This window comes from Streptomyces sp. NPDC002838 (assembly GCF_040295365.1).
GTDB lineage: Bacteria > Actinomycetota > Actinomycetes > Streptomycetales > Streptomycetaceae > Streptomyces.
Map to the genome: position 1 here is coordinate 215,247 of NZ_JBEOVF010000007.1, position 16,786 is coordinate 232,032.

Consider the following 16,786-nt stretch of genomic DNA (forward strand, 5'->3'; position numbering starts at 1 on the left):
CTCCGGCTAGCCGAGGTTCACTTCCCGTGCCGACAGCCACGGCACCGGATCGACCGCCGACCCCATCTGCGGCGTGAGCCGCACCTCGAAGTGCAGATGCGGGCCGGTGGAGTTGCCGGTGCTGCCCGACTGCCCGATCCACTGCCCGGTGCTCACCTGCTCGCCCTGGTTGACGGCGGTGGCGGCGAGGTGGGCGTACTGCGTGTAGTAGCCGCCCGCGTGCGCGATCACGACCTCGATGCCGAAGGCGCCGCCGCACGACACCTTCACCACGCGGCCCGCGCCGACGGCCCGCACCGGCGTGCCGATCGGCACCGCGAAGTCCTGCCCGGTGTGCCGGTTCGCCCACCGCGCACCTCCGCTGCCGAACCCCGCGGACAGCGTGTACGTCTCCACCGGCAAGACCCACGCGCTCGTGAAGTCCGTCTGCGGCTGGTCCAGCCGGACGGCACCACGGCAGGAACCGGCCGCGACGGTGGCGTCGGCCTGGCCCTGCAACTGCCACTGCGCCGCTTCGAGCTGCTCCTCGATGCCCTGCTTCAGGTCGGCGAGTTCGGTGTTCCGCCGCTCCAGCGCCTGCCAGGCCGCCTCGGCCTTCGCCTCGTCCGCGGCGAGCCGCGCCTCGGCCCGCCGGCTCTTGCCGATCGCGTTGTTGACGGCCAGATCCGCCTGCCACACGGCCCGCTGACCGCGCATCAGCTCATCGGGGTCCTCCGCGACGATCATCTGCGCGGTGAGCGGAAGACCGCCGCCACTGCGGTACTGGGCCCGCGCGATCCGGCCCAGGTCCTCGTGCAGGACGGCGATGTCCCGCCGCTCGCGGTCGAGGAGCGCCTCGTAGCGCTCGGCCCGCCCCCGCTGCGCCTCGGCCTCGCGCCGCCCCGCCTCGTACTGCTGCGTCGCCACGGCCGCGTCCTCGTACAGCCGGGCCACCTGCCCGCTGATTCCGGTGTCGGGGGCGCCGTGGTTGCCGTGGTCGCCGTCGCCGGAGGCGCCGGTGGGGTGGGCCGCGAGCAAGAGCACGGCGAACGCGCACAGCAGCGCCGGAACGAGCAGCGGATGGCGGCGAGGTGAGCGCATGTCAGCGATCGTGGCCCGCGCGGGTCGGTGCGGTCCTGTTCAAGTCGTACGGCTGGGGGACGGGTTGCGGCAGATGGGTCACTCAGAAGTACCCGTACGGCGTCACCCGGGGGGGCGCGTGCGGCGTGGCTACGGGGGCGTCGGTGCGGCGACCGCACTCCCCGTACCGGCGAGGTGCCGCGCTCGGTCTTGCTGGCGCATCCCCACCAACAGCTCCGACTCAGCCTCCCGCTCCACCATTCCGCGCAGCGGTCCGTCCACGGCGGCCAGCTCCGCGTACGGTCCCCGCTGCACCACACGCCCCTCGTCCAGTACGACGACCTCGTCAACCCCCTCCAGGCCGGCGAGTCGGTGAGTGATGAGCAGCGTCGTACGGCCCTCGGTGGCGGCCAGCAGGTCGGCGGTGAGCGCGTCGGCCGTCGGCAGGTCGAGGTGCTCGGCGGGTTCGTCGAGCACCAGGACGGGGAAGTCGGCCAGCAGCGCCCGGGCCAGCGCGAGCCGCTGCCGCTGCCCGCCGGACAGTCGCTCCCCGTGCTCGCCGACCAACGTGTCGAGTCCGTCGGGGAGGCCGTCGGCCCAGTCGAGCAGCCGGGCGCGTACGAGGGCGGCGCGCAGTTCGTCCTCGGTCGCGTCCTTCTTCGCGAGGAGGAGGTTCTCGCGCACCGAGCTGTCAAAGAGGTGCGCGTCCTGCGCGCACAGTCCGACGAGCCGCCGTACGTCGTCGCCGTCCAGCGCGTAGGCGTCCACACCGCCCAAGGTGTACGAGCCCGCCTCCGCGTCCAGGAAGCGCAGCAGCACCTGCGCGAGCGTCGTCTTGCCCGAGCCGGACAGCCCGACCACGGCGATCCGGCGCCCCTCCTCCAGGGTCAGATCGACTCCGGCGAGCGCGTCCCGGTCCTGTCCGGCGTGGCGGGCGGCCAGCGCCTTGACGAGGACCGGGAACGGCGACGCGGGCGCCTGCCGGGGCCGTTCCGGCTCCCGCACGGGCTCGGGTGCGTCCAGCACCTCGTACACCCGCTCCGCGCTCTTGCGCACCCGCTGGCGGTACCGCACGGCGAGCGGCAGACCGAGGACGGCCTCGAAGGCGGCCAGCGGGGTGAGGACGACGACGGCCATGGCCACGCCGCTCAGCCGCCCGTCGACGACGGCCTGGGCGCCCACGAGAGCGGCGGCGGCGACGGTCAGACCGGAGAGCAGGGAGGTGAGTCCGTCACCGACGGCGGTGGCGGTGGCGGCCCGCGAAGCGATCCGGGTGAGCGCCGCGTCGGCCCGCCGCGCCTCGGCGGTACGTCCGGGCAGAGCGCCGGCGACGGTCAGTTCGGCGGTGCCGGTGAGCAGGTCCGTCACGCGCGTCGCCAGTGCTCCGCGGGCCGGGGCCAGCCTGCGCTCCGCACGGCGTGCGACGGCGCCGGTGAGCAGCGGCACTCCGGCACCTGCCGTCAGCAGCCCGGCCGCGAGCACGGCACCGGCCTCCGGCAGCAGCCAGGCCGTGAAGCCGACGGACGCGGCGGACACGGCCACGGCGGCACCGGCGGGCAACAGCCAGCGCAGCCAGTAGTCCTGCAGGGCGTCCACGTCGGCGACGAGCCGCGAGAGCAGGTCCCCCCGGCGGGTTCGGCGCAGTCCGGCGGGCGCCAGCCGTTCCAGCCGCCGGTACACGGCGACCCGTGTGTCGGCCAGCATCCGCAGAACGGCGTCGTGCGAGACGAGTCGCTCGGCGTACCGGAAGACGGCCCGCCCGATACCGAAGGCCCGCGTCGCCGTCACGGCCACCATGAGATACAGCACGGGCGGCTGCTGCGAGGCCCGTGAGATCAGCCATCCGGAGGTGGCCATGAGGCCGACGGCACTGCCGAGCGCCAGGCTGCCGAGCAGCAGGGCCAGGGCGAGCCGTCCGCGCCGGGCCCCGGACATGGCGCGCACGCGTGCGAGAACGCCACGGGTGTCCGTCTGCGGCCTCGCGGTCTCGGGAGCGTCCGCAGCGGGGGCTGATGCCTCCTCGATCGGGCGTGCCCGGTCTGTCCTGGTCGCAGCTTCCCTGCGTACGGGGGAGACGTGCTCCTCCAGCCGCACCACCCGGTCCGCCACCGCCAGCAGCGCCGGCCGGTGCACCACCAGCAGGACCGTCCGCCCCACCGCCAGTCGCCGTACCGCCTCCACGACCTCGGCCTCGGTGGCCCCGTCGAGCGCCGCCGTCGGCTCGTCGAGCAGCAGAACCGGCCGGTCGGCGAGGAACGCCCGGGCCAGCGCGAGCCGTTGCCGCTGTCCGGCGGACAGCCCGGTCCCGTCCTCGCCGAGCAGGGTGTCGGCTCCCTGAGGCAGCGCGTCCACGAACTCCAGCGCCCCCGCGTCCCCCAGCGCCCGGCGTACGGCGACATCGTCCGCGTCGGGCCGGGCCAGCCGTACGTTCTCGGCGATCGTCCCGGCGAACAGGTGTGGCCGCTGCGGCACCCAGGCGATGCGCGACCGCCACTGCTCCAGGTCGACGTCGACGAGATCGGCTCCCCCGACCCGGACCAGCCCCTCCGTCGGCCGCACGAATCCCAACAGCACGTTCAGCAGCGTCGACTTGCCCGCGCCGCTCGGTCCGACAAGGGCTACGGTCTCTCCGGGCTCGACGGTGAAGGACACGTCCGTCACGGCATCCGCGGACCGTGCGGGGTAGCGGACCGTGACCTCCTCGAAGGAGAGCACCCCCGCCGGCACAGCACCCGTCCCCGACGCCGGCACGGGGGTCTCGAGCACCGAGAAGATCTCCTCGGCGGCCGCGAGCCCTTCCGCCGCCGCGTGGTACTGCGCCCCCACCTGACGCAGCGGCAGATACGCCTCGGGCGCCAGCACAAGGATGACCAGGCCGATGTACAGGTCCATCTCCCCATGGACGAGCCGCATCCCGATCGTCACGGCGACCAACGCCACCGAGATCGTCGCCAGCAGCTCCAGCGCGAAGGAGGAGATGAAGGCGATCCGCAGCGTCCGCATCGTCGCCTGCCGGTACTCGCCGGTGATGCGCCGGATCGAGTCGGCCTGAGCCTTGGCTCGCCCGAACACCTTCAGGGTCGGCAGCCCGGCGACCACGTCCAGGAAGTGTCCGGAGAGCCGGGACAGCAGCCGCCACTGACGGTCCATCCGGGACTGCGTGGCCCAACCGATCAGCATCATGAAGATCGGGATCAGCGGCAGGGTCCCGACGATGATGGCCGCCGAGACCCAGTCCTCGGTGACGATCCGCGCCAGCACCGCCACCGGCACGACCACCGCGAGCCCCAACTGCGGGAGGTAGCGCGAGAAGTAGTCGTCCAGGGCGTCAACTCCCCGTGTGGCGAGGGCGACCAGCGAGCCGGTCCGCTGCCCGGCCAGCCATCCGGGCCCCAGGGCCGCGGCGCGGTCCAGTAGCCTCCCCCGCAGCTCCGACTTCACCGCCGCGCTGGCGCGGTGGGCGGCGAGCTCGGTCAGCCACGCGACAAGGGCACGCCCGACCGCGACGGCCACCAACAACAGCAGGGGAGTGCCAAGTTCGGCGACCGCCATCCTGTGCTGGAAGGCGCCCACCACGATCTCGGCGATGAGCATCGCCTGCGCGATGACCAGGCCCGCACCGACGGCACCCAGGCCGACGACCGCCACCAGGAAGAGCCGGGTGGCGCGGGCGTATCGGAGGAGACGCGGATCGATCGGTTTCACGTGAAACATGCCCTTCGGTCCAAGGGGTGTGTTTCACGTGAAACATCGTGAAGCACGGTGAAACACACCCCTGTGGGACTCAGTGAGTGGCGTCGGCGGCGATGTGCTGCGTACCGATCCGCTTGCGGAACACCCAGTAGGTCCAGCCCTGGTAGAGCATCACGATCGGCGTGGCAATCGCCGCACACCAGGTCATGATCTTCAAGGTGTAGGGGCTCGACGAGGCGTTGGTCACCGTGAGGCTCCACTCCTCATTGAGGGTGGACGGCATGACGTTCGGGAACAGCGTCAGGAAGAGCATCGCCACGGCGGCCACGATGGTGACACCGGACAGGGCGAACGACCATCCCTCGCGCCCGGCCTGGTTCGCCACGAGCGCGGCGACCAGTGCGGCGACCGCCGCGACCAGAGCGACCAGGCTCTTGCCGTCACCGCCGTTGACCTGCGTCCACAGCAGGAAGATCAGCGCCAGAGCGGCGGCGGCGAGACCGACTCCCAGGGCCAGCTTCCGCGCCCGCTCCCGGATGTCCCCGACGGTCTTGAGCGCCGTGAACACCGCGCCGTGGAAGGTGAACAGCGTCAGCGTCACCAGGCCGCCGAGCAAGGCGTAGGGGTTGAGCAGGTCCCAGACAGTGCCGACGTAGTCGAAGTTCTGGTCGATCTTCACGCCCCGCACGATGTTGCCGAAGGCCACACCCCACAGGAACGCCGGGATCAGTGAGGTCCAGAAGATCGCGTGCTCCCAGTTGCGCTGCCAGTTCTCCTCGGGCCGCTTCACCCGGTACTCGAAGGCGACGCCCCGGACGATCAGGCAGACGAGGACGACCAACAGGGGCAGATAGAACCCGGAGAAGAGCGTTGCGTACCACTCGGGGAAGGCGGCGAAGGTCGCGCCACCGGCCGTGAGCAGCCACACCTCGTTGCCGTCCCAGACGGGTCCGATGGTGTTGATCAGCACCCGCCGCTCGGGCCGGTTGCGCGCGAGCAGCTTGGTGAGGATGCCGACCCCGAAGTCGAAGCCTTCCAGGAAGAAGTAACCGGTCCACAGGACGGCGATGAGCACGAACCAGACGTCGTGAAGTTCCATGACTGTGCAGCTCCCTCGGCCTAGTACGAGAAGGCCATCGGCTTGTCGGCGTCACGGGAGTCGCCGCCGATCTTCGTGGGCGGGTTGAGGTCGGCCTCGGTGAGCTCGGGCGGGCCGGCCTTGACGTACTTCGCGAGCAGCTTGACCTCGATGACGGCGAGGATGGCGTACAGGCTGGTGAAGACGATCATCGAGGTGAGGACCTCGCCCTGGGAGACGCCGGGGGAGACCGCGTCGCGGGTCTGGAACAGGCCGTAGACGACCCACGGCTGGCGGCCCATCTCGGTGAAGATCCAGCCCCAGGAGTTGGCGATCAGCGGGAAGGCCAGGGTCCAGATCGCGATGCGCCAGTACCACGTGGTGAGCTTCGGGCCGAGCGCCTTGTGCGGGAACAGGACCAGATGCGGTACCTCGTCGTCGCCGACCCTCAGGTGCTGCGGCAGCAAGAACTTCTTGCGGGTCAGCCAGAGCCCGGCCAGGCCGATGGCGAAGGACGTCATACCGAAGCCGATCATCCAGCGGAAGCCCCAGTAGGCGACGGGGATGTTGGGCCGGTAGTCGCCGGGTCCGTACTTCTCCTGCTCGGCCTTGTTGACGTCGTTGATGCCGGGGACGTACGAGCTGAAGTCGTCCTTGGCGAGGAAGGACAGCAGGCCCGGAATCTCGACGGCGACCTTGTTGTGACCCTTGTCGACATCGCCGTAGGCGAAGACCGAGAAGGGCGCGGGCGCCTCACCGTCCCACAGCGCCTCGGCCGCGGCCATCTTCATCGGCTGCTGCTCGTACATGATCTTTCCGAGGACGTCGCCACTGACCGCGGTGAGCAGGCCGCCGACGGCGACGGTGACCAGGCCGAGCCGCAGCGAGGTCTTCATCTCGCGGATGTGCTTCTTGCGCAGCAGGTGGAAGGCGGAGATGCCGACCATGAAGGCGCCGCCGGTGAGGAAGGCCGCGGAGAGGGTATGGAAGGCCTGGGCGAGTGCGGTGTTCTGGGTCAGCACCAGCCAGAAGTCGGTGAGTTCGGCCCGCCCCTTCGCCTCGTTGATCTTGTAGCCGACCGGGTGCTGCATCCACGAGTTGGCCGCGAGGATGAAGTACGCCGACAGGATCGTGCCGATCGAGACCATCCACATGCAGGCCAGGTGGATCTTCTTCGGCAGCTTGTCCCAGCCGAAGATCCACAGACCGATGAAGGTCGACTCGAAGAAGAAGGCGATCAGGGCTTCGAACGCGAGCGGGGCACCGAAGACGTCACCGACGAAGCGCGAGTAGTCGGACCAGTTCATGCCGAACTGGAACTCCTGCACGATGCCGGTGACCACCCCCATCGCTATGTTGATCAGGAAGAGCTTGCCCCAGAACTTGGTCGCCCTGAGGTACTTCTCCTTCTCCGTGCGCACCCACGCGGTCTGCAGACCGGCCGTGAGGGCGGCCAACGAGATCGTCAGAGGGACGAAGAGGAAGTGGTAGACGGTGGTGATGCCGAACTGCCAGCGCGCCAATGTCTCCGGCGCCAGGGCCAGGTCCACGTCGTCAGTCTCCTTACGTCGCCGTGGTACAGCGGCAGCTTGCCCCTTATGTCACGCACAACAATGGAGTAACCGGGACACGCTTGTGAACGCGTTCACATTCACAAGCAATTATGACGCATGGCCGTTCGGAGGGTGAGAGGCGGGGGTCCCCCAGCGCGACCGACCGGCCCCACCAGGGATGGACCGGTCGGCCCCTGGCACGCCAGGGGCTCTTCGGCGGCTTCACCGTGACGTTGAACTCAGTCAATGCGGACACAGCCGACGCAGCTGCGGATCACGGGCGTCACCGTTCCACGTGAAACCAACGCCCGGCAGATCGTCGACCCGGGCACGGTCATCCTCTGGAACGACGGCGACGTCGTACGCATGGACCTCTTGGACGCCCGAGTTGGACGCCCGAGGGCCTTACGGAGCACTACAGCTCCTTGCGGAACCCTTCCGCCACCTTCAGGAAGATGTCGTTCGCCTCGTTCTCCCCGACCGTGACGCGCACACCCTCGCCGGGGAACGGCCGGATCACCACGCCCGCCTGCTCACACGCCGCCGCGAAGCTGACCGTGCGCTCCCCCAGCCGCAGCCACACGAAGTTGGCCTGGGTCTCGGGCACCGTCCAGCCCTGGGCGCGCAGCCCGTCGACCACGCGCGTGCGCTCGCACACCAGCGAGCCGACCCGGCCGAGCAGTTCGTCCTCGGCCCGCAGCGAGGCGATCGCCGCGTCCTGTGCGAGCTGGCTCACACCGAAGGGCACGGCCGTCTTGCGCAGCGCCGCCGCCACCGGCTCATGGGCGATCGCGAAGCCGACGCGGAGGCCGGCCAGCCCGTAGGCCTTGGAGAAGGTGCGCAGCACGCAGACGTTCGGCCGGTCGCGGTACAGCTCCACTCCGTCGGGCACCTCGGAGTCACGGATGAACTCGCGATATGCCTCGTCCAGCACGACCAGCACATCGCCGGGCACCCGGTCGAGGAAGCGCTCCAGCTCGGCCCGCTTCACGACCGTGCCCGTCGGGTTGTTGGGGTTGCAGACGAAGATCAGCCGGGTCCGGTCGGTGATCGCGCCCGCCATGGCGTCGAGGTCGTGCACATCGCCCGACGTCAGTGGCACCTGCACCGACGTCGCGCCGCTGATCTGCGTGATGATCGGATACGCCTCGAAAGACCGCCAGGCGTAGATCACCTCGTCACCGGGTCCGGAGGTCGCCTGCACCAGCTGCTGGGCGACACCGACCGAGCCGGTACCGGTGGCCAGGTGGGTGAGCGGAACGGCGAAGCGCTCAGACAGCTCGCTCATCAGGCCCGTGCAGGCCATGTCCGGGTAGCGGTTGAAGGACGCGGCCGCGGCCGTCACGGTCTCCATCACGCCGGGCAGCGGCGGATAGGGGTTCTCGTTGGAGGACAGCTTGTAGGCCACCGGACCGCCGGCCGCGGCAGGCTTGCCCGGCTTGTAGGTGGGAATACCTTCCAGCTCGGCGCGCAGCTTGGGGCTCGTCTCGCTCACCGCAGTCCTCCTCGCGACCACCGGCGGCCCATCACCACCGCCGGCTTCCAATACTCCTCACCCTATGAGGATTCGGCACCGCTGCGTACCGGTCGGAGCGGACCTCGGCCGTCCCGCCCGCATCGGGGGCATCATCGTACGAACGCCCACGATTCAGGGGGCGCGGACCGCATATATCTACGCGCCGGTGGCTCACTCCGTGGCGCGCATCCCCCGTGAAGGTGAGTTGAGACCTCTTCGAAACATCGACCACTTGGCAGGCCGGTGCACGCCGACAAGTCACGTCCTGCCATTGGATTGATCAACCACCTTGCTTTATCAGGAAATTGACCGTTGATGACCTTGCAGAAACGTGCCTGTCAACGCGTGCATATGCGTCCGCCCTACCCCACCGCATGAGCCCTACTATCGGCTCGCCATGACAGCAGCAGGGAAGCACCAGGTGAGCCGCGCGGAAACCTCACGGCGAGGCAGCCGGCCGGGTCGGGCGGGCATCAGAGATGTGGCCGCCGCCGCCGGAGTCTCCATCACGACAGTCTCCGACGCCCTCAACGGCAAGGGCCGGCTCCCGGACGCCACCCGACGCCACGTCCGCGAGGTCGCCGACCGGCTGGGCTATCGCCCTTCGGCCGCCGCCCGCACGCTCCGTACCGGGAAGTCAGGACTGATCGGCCTGACCGTGACGACATATGGGGATGAACCTTTCACCTTCACCGAATTCGCGTACTTCGCCGAGATGGCCCGTGCCGCCACCTCGGCCGCGCTCGCCCGCGGCTACGCCCTCGTCATCCTGCCGGCGACCTCCCGCCACGACGTGTGGTCGAACGTCGCCCTCGACGGCACGGTCGTCATCGACCCCTCCGATCAGGATCCGGTCGTCAGCGAACTGGTCCGGCAGGGTTTACCGGTCGTCTCCGACGGCCGTCCGGCCGGCGCGCTCCCGGTCACCGCGTGGGTCGACAACGACCACGAGGCCGCCGTACTCGGCATCCTCGACCACCTGGCCGAGGCCGGTGCCCGCCGCATCGGCCTGCTGACCGGCACGACGACGGACACGTACACCCATCTGTCGACCACCGCCTACCTGCGCTGGTGCGAACGCGTCGGCCAGGACCCGGTGTACGAGGCCTACCCGGCGCACGATCCGTGCGCGGGCGCCGTCGCCGCCGACCGGCTGCTCGCCCGCCCCGACCGTCCGGACGCCGTCTACGGCCTGTTCGACCCGAACGGCACCGACCTGCTCGCCGCCGCCCGCCGCTACGGGCTGCGCGTCCCGGACGATCTACTACTGGTCTGCTGCAGTGAGTCCACCGTGTACGCCAACACCGAACCGCCCATCACCACACTCTCGTTGAAGCCGCGCCGCATCGGCACCGCGGTGATCCAGCTGCTCATCGACGCCATCGAGGGGGTCGCCTCGGACCGACCGGTCGAGCAGGTGATACCGACCGAGCTGATCGTGCGTACCTCGTCCCAGCGACGTCCGCCGCGGACGACGGTCAGTCCGCCGCGATCGCCCGAGGAGAAGTAGCGCCCAGGCGGCCGGAGGAAGAGGGAAAGCGCGTTCCGCTGGGCAGGGCAAGGGCGGCCGACAGGCGGTCGAAGCCCTGCCCAATCGGGGCGAAAGCCGCGGTGAACTGGAGTCTTGCGCCGATTCACTACCCCTGGGTCATCACATGGCGCGATCCGCATTCCTATGATGGGCCCACGACACCGCGGGCCGCTGCGACCAGGCAGTCCGAAGCGGTGCAGATGCGGCGCGATGGTGGAGGGGTCGATGACTCAGGGGGCCGGTCAGGGACCCGAGGCGGAGCGGGCGACGATGTTGCGCGACTTCCGGGTACCCGCGTACGTCCACGAGACCGGTCCGTACCCCCACGTAGCGCACACCGACGAGACCGTGCCATCTGTCGAGGAGCCGGTGGACCTTCCCGAGGGCTACACGCCGACGCAGCGCGACCTGCCGGTGATCAACCGCGGCGACACGCTTCAGGTGAACCTCGATCCCGTGTCCGTACCGGCACCGCAGCCCGTCAACGGCCCCGGGCCGCTGTTCGTCGTCGGGGACGTGCACGGCTATCTCGACGAACTGGTGGCCGCCCTCCAGGAGAAGGGCCTCGTCGACAGTGCGGGGCAGTGGTGCGCGGGCACCGCCCGGCTGTGGTTCCTCGGCGACTTCACCGACCGCGGCCCGGACGGCATCGGCGTCATCGACCTCGTGATGCGGCTGTCCGCCGAGGCCGCCGCGGCCGGGGGCTACTGCAAGGCGCTCATGGGCAACCACGAGCTGCTGCTGCTCGGCGCCAAGCGGTTCGGCGACACGCCCGTCAACTCCGGGGCGGGCACCGCCACCTTCCAGGCGGCGTGGCTGCTCAACGGCGGCCAGAAGACCGACATGGACCGCCTCCAGGACCACCACCTGCAGTGGATGGCCCGCCTCGACGCCATGGAGGAGGTCGACGGCCATCTGCTCGTCCACTCCGACACCACCGCCTACCTCGACTACGGCGACTCGATCGAGGCGGTCAACGACACCGTCCGCGAGACGATCACGCGCAACGACGCGGACGAAGTGTGGGACCTTTTCCGCAAGTTCACCAAGCGGTTCTCCTTCCGCGACGGGGGCGGAGCCGACGCCGTACGCTCCCTGCTCGATACGTACGGCGGCACCCGTATCGTTCACGGTCACAGTCCCATTCCGTACCTCCTGGGCGAGGTCGGCTCCGAGGAGAGCGAGGACACCGCCGGTCCCCTGGTCGAGGGACCGCACATTTACGCCGACGGACTCGCCATCGCGATGGACGGCGGGGTGACCATGGCCGGAAAACTGCTGGTCCAGCAACTTCCCCTGGATATCTGAACGTTCCCAGGGCAGGCGTCCCCCCATGGAGGACTGATCGACGACGGTGCTGGCCAGAAGGCATTTTCGGTAAACCCCCTGTCACCGCGCGCCATCATCGCTCTACCATCGGCTTATCCGTAGCAGGCTCCCCTCCGTTTCTGCCCGACGGCTCGTTCGCATGCGAGCCCCAAGCCCTACGGAGCATCGGGGGATGCACATGAACAGCGTTCCGCAGCACCTGCTGAGCGAGGACCGCCAGGAATACGAGCGGATCCTCGATGAGGCGCTGCGCTCCGCACCACACCGCCCGGAACTGGCCGCTGTCGGACAGCGGCTCAACCCCGAACAGCTGCGCACCATGGCGCTCAACGCCACCGCACTCATCACGGCGGCCGCGGCGACCGAGTACCAGCACTACGTAAAGGCACGCGAGGAACTGCGCCAACCGGCGTCGTCCACCCCGTCGTCCACGCGCGAAACCGGCTCCTCGGAACCGGGCACGAGCGCGATGGGGCTCGCCACCACCATGGGGGAGGCCGCCGAGACCGCCGGCGCGGGCGCCGTCGCCGTCGTCGCCGTCCTGGCACCTGTCCTCGCCGGAACCGCCGCGGCGATCTTCCTGCTCGTGGGTTACATCCTGAAGATGCTCGACCCCGAACCGGCGTTCGCCCAGACCATGCTCACCACCGGATGGGTGTTCGGCGCCATGACCGCGGCCGCGATCCTCGTCGCCGCCGTCGGGCTGCTGCTCACCGCGCTGCGCAACCGGCCCTCGCTCGACGCCGGGGCGCACGGCGAGTTGAGCGAGGAGGTGGCCCTGGCCAGGGCAGCCTGGCGCGAGGCCCTGCTGGAGCGGGGCATCCTGCCGTTCCTGCGGGAGGCACTGGCCGCCCCCGGAACCGCCGCGCTGCGCCCTACGGCACCGCCGGCGCCGACCAGCCGCATCCCGCATCTCGGTTACGACCGGCCGGGCTTCAGCAGCCCGGACGACGGCGCCTCCGGCTCGCGCCCGAGCTTCACGAGCCCGGACTACTCCAGCCCGGACTTCGGGGGGCCGGATCACAAGCCGGATTAGCCGGAGCGGCCCCTCGGCTTGCGCCCCCGCTCAGGGGAGCGCAAGCCGAAGACCCGGGCCCTGGCGCCTGCGGTAAGGACGTCGGTGCCTGTCCTCGCGACCGGGCCGTCCGTGATCAGGACGTCGCCGTCAGTCCGCGATCGGCAGGTACACGCGGTTACCCGCCGCCGCGAACTCCTTCGATTTCTGAGCCATGCCCTCCTCGATCTCCTCCTGACTCCCGCCGTGCTGACGGCGGATGTCCTGGGAGATCTTCATGCTGCAGAACTTCGGCCCGCACATCGAGCAGAAGTGGGCGGTCTTGGCGGGTTCGGCAGGCAGCGTCTCGTCGTGGAACTCACGTGCCGTGTCCGGGTCGAGGGCGAGGTTGAACTGGTCCTCCCACCGGAACTCGAAGCGGGCGTCCGACAGTGCGTCGTCCCACTCCTGCGCACCTGGATGGCCCTTGGCGATGTCGGCTGCGTGGGCGGCGATCTTGTAGGTGATGACGCCGGTCTTGACGTCGTCACGATTGGGCAGCCCCAAGTGCTCCTTGGGCGTGACATAGCAGAGCATGGCCGTGCCCCACCAGGCGATCATCGCGGCACCGATGCCGGAGGTGATGTGGTCGTACGCCGGCGCGACGTCCGTCGTCAGCGGGCCGAGCGTATAGAACGGAGCTTCATCACAGATCTCCTGCTGAAGGTCGATGTTCTCCTTGATCTTGTGCATCGGGACATGGCCCGGGCCCTCGATCATGGTCTGAACGTTGAAACGCTTCGCGATCCGGTTGAGTTCCCCGAGCGTTCGCAGTTCCGCGAACTGCGCCTCGTCGTTGGCGTCCGCGATCGAGCCCGGCCTGAGGCCGTCGCCCAGCGAGTACGTGACGTCGTAGGCGGCGAGGATCTCGCAGAGCTCCTCGAAGTTCTCGTACAGGAAGCTCTCCTTGTGGTGCGCGAGGCACCACGCGGCCATGATCGAGCCGCCACGCGAGACGATGCCCGTCTTGCGGTTCGCGGTCAGCGGCACAAACGGCAGGCGCACGCCCGCGTGGACCGTCATGTAGTCCACGCCCTGCTCGGCCTGTTCGACGACCGTGTCCTTGTAGATCTCCCAGGTCAGTTCCTCCGCCTTGCCGTCGACCTTCTCCAGGGCCTGGTAGAGCGGCACGGTGCCGATGGGGACGGGGGAGTTGCGCAGCACCCATTCGCGCGTGGTGTGGATGTTGCGGCCGGTGGACAGGTCCATGACCGTGTCGGCGCCCCAGCGGGTCGCCCAGGTCATCTTCTCGACCTCCTCCTCGATGGAGGACGTCACCGCGGAGTTGCCGATGTTGGCGTTGACCTTCACCAGGAACCGCTTGCCGATGATCATCGGCTCGATCTCCGGGTGGTTGACGTTGGCCGGCAGCACGGCCCGGCCCGCCGCGATCTCCTCCCGCACGACCTCGGGTGAAACGTTCTCCCGGACGGCCACGAACTCCATCTCGGGCGTGATCTCCCCCCGGCGCGCGTACGCGAGCTGCGTGACCGCCTTGCCGTCACGGCTGCGGCGCGGCTGGCGCGGCCGCCCGGGGAAGACCGCGTCGAGGTTGCGCAGGCCACCGCGCGGCGAGGTGTGCTTGATCCCGTCGTCCTCGGGGCGGACGGGGCGGCCCGCGTACTCCTCGGTGTCGCCGCGGGCGATGATCCAGTTCTCCCGCAGTGGCGGCAGGCCCCTGCGGACATCGGTCTCGACGAGCGGATCGGTGTACGGGCCGGATGTGTCGTACAGCGTGACCGACTGCCCGTTGGTGAGGTGCACCTGGCGGACCGGCACCCGCATGTCGGGGCGTGAGCCCTCGACGTACGCCTTGTGCCAGCCGATGGACTTCCCGGACTCCCCGTTCGTCGCGGTCTCCGTCGGCGCGGCCGTCGGAGACTGCGGGGTCTGCGTGGAGGCAGGCGTGCGTGCGTCCTTGTTGGTCATGAGACCTACTCCCTACGCCGGCATTACCCGGTAACAGGTTCGGCGGTCGACGCAGCGGTCCCCGTCTGCCGATGTTTCGTGGCAAACATCACTCGCTTCAAGCGATGTTTCATGTGAAACATGGCTGGGACGGAGGTCAGCGCCCTCTCAGCCCGGTGCTCCGAGCTCCCGCGTGTACAAAGGTGGGCTCCACGCTAGCGGCAATTCGGGCGCGGTGACCAGAGGGCCCCTGTCGTTCTTGCGATGATCGGTCGGTGACCACGACACATCAGCCCCCGTACCCACCGCCCGAGCCGCCTCGCGGCCCCGGCTCCGGAAACGGCCACGGCCAGGGAGACCGTTGGGAAGACGGCCCTGGAGAGGGCCGTGGAGGCGGCCGTGGTGCTGGTGGACACGACCACGGCCCCGGGCCCGGAGCCGGTGGCGGGCATGGTCACGGCTCCGGTGGCGAGGGCGGAGGCGGCCACGGTCCGGGGGGCGGTGGCGCTGGTGGCCACGGCCCTGGTGGCGGGCACGGTCACTCGCACAGCCATGGCCCGGCGACCCCTGTCTCCAAGCACCTGCGCAAGGTCATCGCGGCGGTCCTCATCCCGTTCGCCGCGGCGGTGCTGGTCGGGCTCGCGGTGCTGTGGCCCGGTGGTGCCCCACCCCACGAGCGCACGGGCGTCGGCTTCGACCGGCAGACGCAGCAGGCCACGGTCACCAAGGTGGTCGAGGTGAGCTGCAAGGACGTCAACGCCTCGGGGGTCCCGCCGACCGGCGACACCTCCACCGCCGAGGGTTCCTCCGCGGTGCAACAGGCGAACGGCACCTGCAAGAAGGCGACGGTCCGGGTCGACACCGGTAAGGACAAAGGCCGCACGTTCACCGAGATCGTGCAGCCGGACCAGTCCCGGCAGCTGAACGAGGGCCAGAAGGTCGTGGTCGCCTACGAGCCCTCCGCACCGAAGGACCTGCAGTACTCGGTCACCGACGTCAACCGCCGGCTCCCGATGGCCCTGCTCGCCGGCATCTTCGCACTCGCCGTCGTGGTGGTGGGCCGACTGCGCGGTGTCATGGCGCTGATCGCACTCGCCATCAGCTTCCTGATCCTGAACTTCTTCATCCTGCCCGCGATTCTGCAGGGCTCGAACCCGCTTGTCGTGGCGGTGGTCGGATCCAGTGCGATCATGCTCATCGCCCTGTACCTGTGCCACGGCCTCTCCGCCCGTACGTCCGTGGCCGTGCTCGGCACGCTGATCTCGCTGCTGCTGATCGGTGTCCTCGGCTCGCTGTTCATCGGCTGGGCCGCGCTCACCGGCAACACGGACGACAACACCGGTCTGATCCACGGCCTGTATCCGTCGATCGACATGAGCGGTCTGCTGCTCGCCGGCGTCATCATCGGCTCGCTCGGTGTCCTCGACGACGTGACGGTCACCCAGACGTCGGCGGTCTGGGAGTTGCACGAGGCCAATCCGACGATGGGCTGGCGCGGGCTGTACCAGGCGGGCATCCGCATCGGCCGTGACCACATCGCGTCCGTCGTCAACACACTGGTCCTCGCCTACGCGGGCGCCGCGCTGCCGCTGCTCCTGCTCTTCTCGATCGCGCAGAGCAGCGTGGGGACGGTCGCCAACAGCGAGCTGGTGGCGGAGGAGATCGTGCGCACGCTGGTGGGCTCGATCGGGCTGGTCGCCTCTGTGCCGGTGACCACGGCCCTGGCGGCCCTGGTGGTCTCGGCCGACCGGTCGGGGGCGGAGAAGCAGACGGCCACCGCGGGAGCGGCGGGGACGGCGACGGCCGGTGCCCGCCCCGCTCCGGCGCGCGGCGGGAAGGGCCGACGCCGCAGGCGCTGACGCCTCGAGGGCGGCCGGCCCGGCCGTCATCCGACCGAGCCCTGGCATCACCCGGCCGAGCCCTGGCATCACCCGGCCACCATCCGACCGAGCCCCAGCCGTCTTGCCCGCCCCGCACCGTGGGTCCCGCAACCGCCCGCTCACGGCCAACAGAAGCGTTACTGCACAGCTCCGCGACCGTGGCGAAGCGTTCCGCCAGGTCGCTG

General features: G+C 69.8%; 10 protein-coding genes. 4 read left to right on the top strand and 6 right to left on the bottom strand.

The features are described from left to right. Positions 1-6 precede the first annotated feature (6 nt). From ABT063_RS12570 to hisC, 5 genes are all read right to left on the bottom strand, one after another. On the bottom strand, positions 7-1,080 hold the full coding sequence (locus ABT063_RS12570; protein WP_351057239.1) for a M23 family metallopeptidase: 1,074 nt from the start codon (positions 1,078-1,080) through the stop codon (positions 7-9). A gap of 129 nt (positions 1,081-1,209) precedes the next feature. Further along, positions 1,210-4,773, bottom strand: a complete 3,564-nt coding sequence (cydD, locus tag ABT063_RS12575; RefSeq protein ID WP_351057240.1) for a thiol reductant ABC exporter subunit CydD — start codon at positions 4,771-4,773, stop codon at positions 1,210-1,212. A 70-nt stretch (positions 4,774-4,843) separates the two neighbouring features. Beyond that, entirely contained in the window at positions 4,844-5,851 is a 1,008-nt protein-coding gene (cydB, locus tag ABT063_RS12580) for a cytochrome d ubiquinol oxidase subunit II (RefSeq protein WP_351057241.1), read from the bottom strand. 20 nt (positions 5,852-5,871) lie between these two features. Beyond that, a complete protein-coding gene (locus ABT063_RS12585; RefSeq protein ID WP_351057242.1) occupies positions 5,872-7,380 on the bottom strand; it encodes a cytochrome ubiquinol oxidase subunit I in 1,509 nt (502 codons plus the stop codon). Positions 7,381-7,798: 418 nt separating this feature from the next. Next, positions 7,799-8,878, bottom strand: a complete 1,080-nt coding sequence (hisC, locus tag ABT063_RS12590; RefSeq protein WP_351057243.1) for a histidinol-phosphate transaminase — start codon at positions 8,876-8,878, stop codon at positions 7,799-7,801. A gap of 418 nt (positions 8,879-9,296) precedes the next feature. Between hisC and ABT063_RS12595 the strand changes: the two genes are divergently transcribed. The 3 genes from ABT063_RS12595 (at position 9,297) to ABT063_RS12605 (ending at position 12,795) form a co-directional block, all read left to right on the top strand. Further along, positions 9,297-10,409 carry a LacI family DNA-binding transcriptional regulator gene (locus tag ABT063_RS12595; RefSeq protein ID WP_351057244.1) on the top strand — a complete coding sequence of 371 codons (1,113 nt, stop codon included), beginning with the start codon at positions 9,297-9,299 and terminating at the stop codon, positions 10,407-10,409. Between the two features lie 231 nt (positions 10,410-10,640). Beyond that, on the top strand, positions 10,641-11,738 hold the full coding sequence (locus tag ABT063_RS12600; RefSeq protein WP_351057245.1) for a metallophosphoesterase: 1,098 nt from the start codon (positions 10,641-10,643) through the stop codon (positions 11,736-11,738). Between the two features lie 193 nt (positions 11,739-11,931). After that, positions 11,932-12,795 (top strand): hypothetical protein, encoded by an 864-nt coding sequence (locus tag ABT063_RS12605; RefSeq protein ID WP_351057246.1) that lies wholly within the window; start codon positions 11,932-11,934, stop codon positions 12,793-12,795. Positions 12,796-12,924: 129 nt separating this feature from the next. On the opposite strand, the gene thiC is transcribed toward ABT063_RS12605, so the two are convergent. Next, positions 12,925-14,742, bottom strand: a complete 1,818-nt coding sequence (gene thiC, locus ABT063_RS12610; RefSeq protein WP_351057247.1) for a phosphomethylpyrimidine synthase ThiC — start codon at positions 14,740-14,742, stop codon at positions 12,925-12,927. 254 nt (positions 14,743-14,996) lie between these two features. Between thiC and ABT063_RS12615 the strand changes: the two genes are divergently transcribed. Beyond that, positions 14,997-16,580: a YibE/F family protein gene (locus ABT063_RS12615; RefSeq protein ID WP_351057248.1), complete on the top strand. Its 1,584-nt coding sequence runs from the start codon at positions 14,997-14,999 to the stop codon at positions 16,578-16,580. The last annotated feature ends 206 nt before the right edge of the window (positions 16,581-16,786 follow it).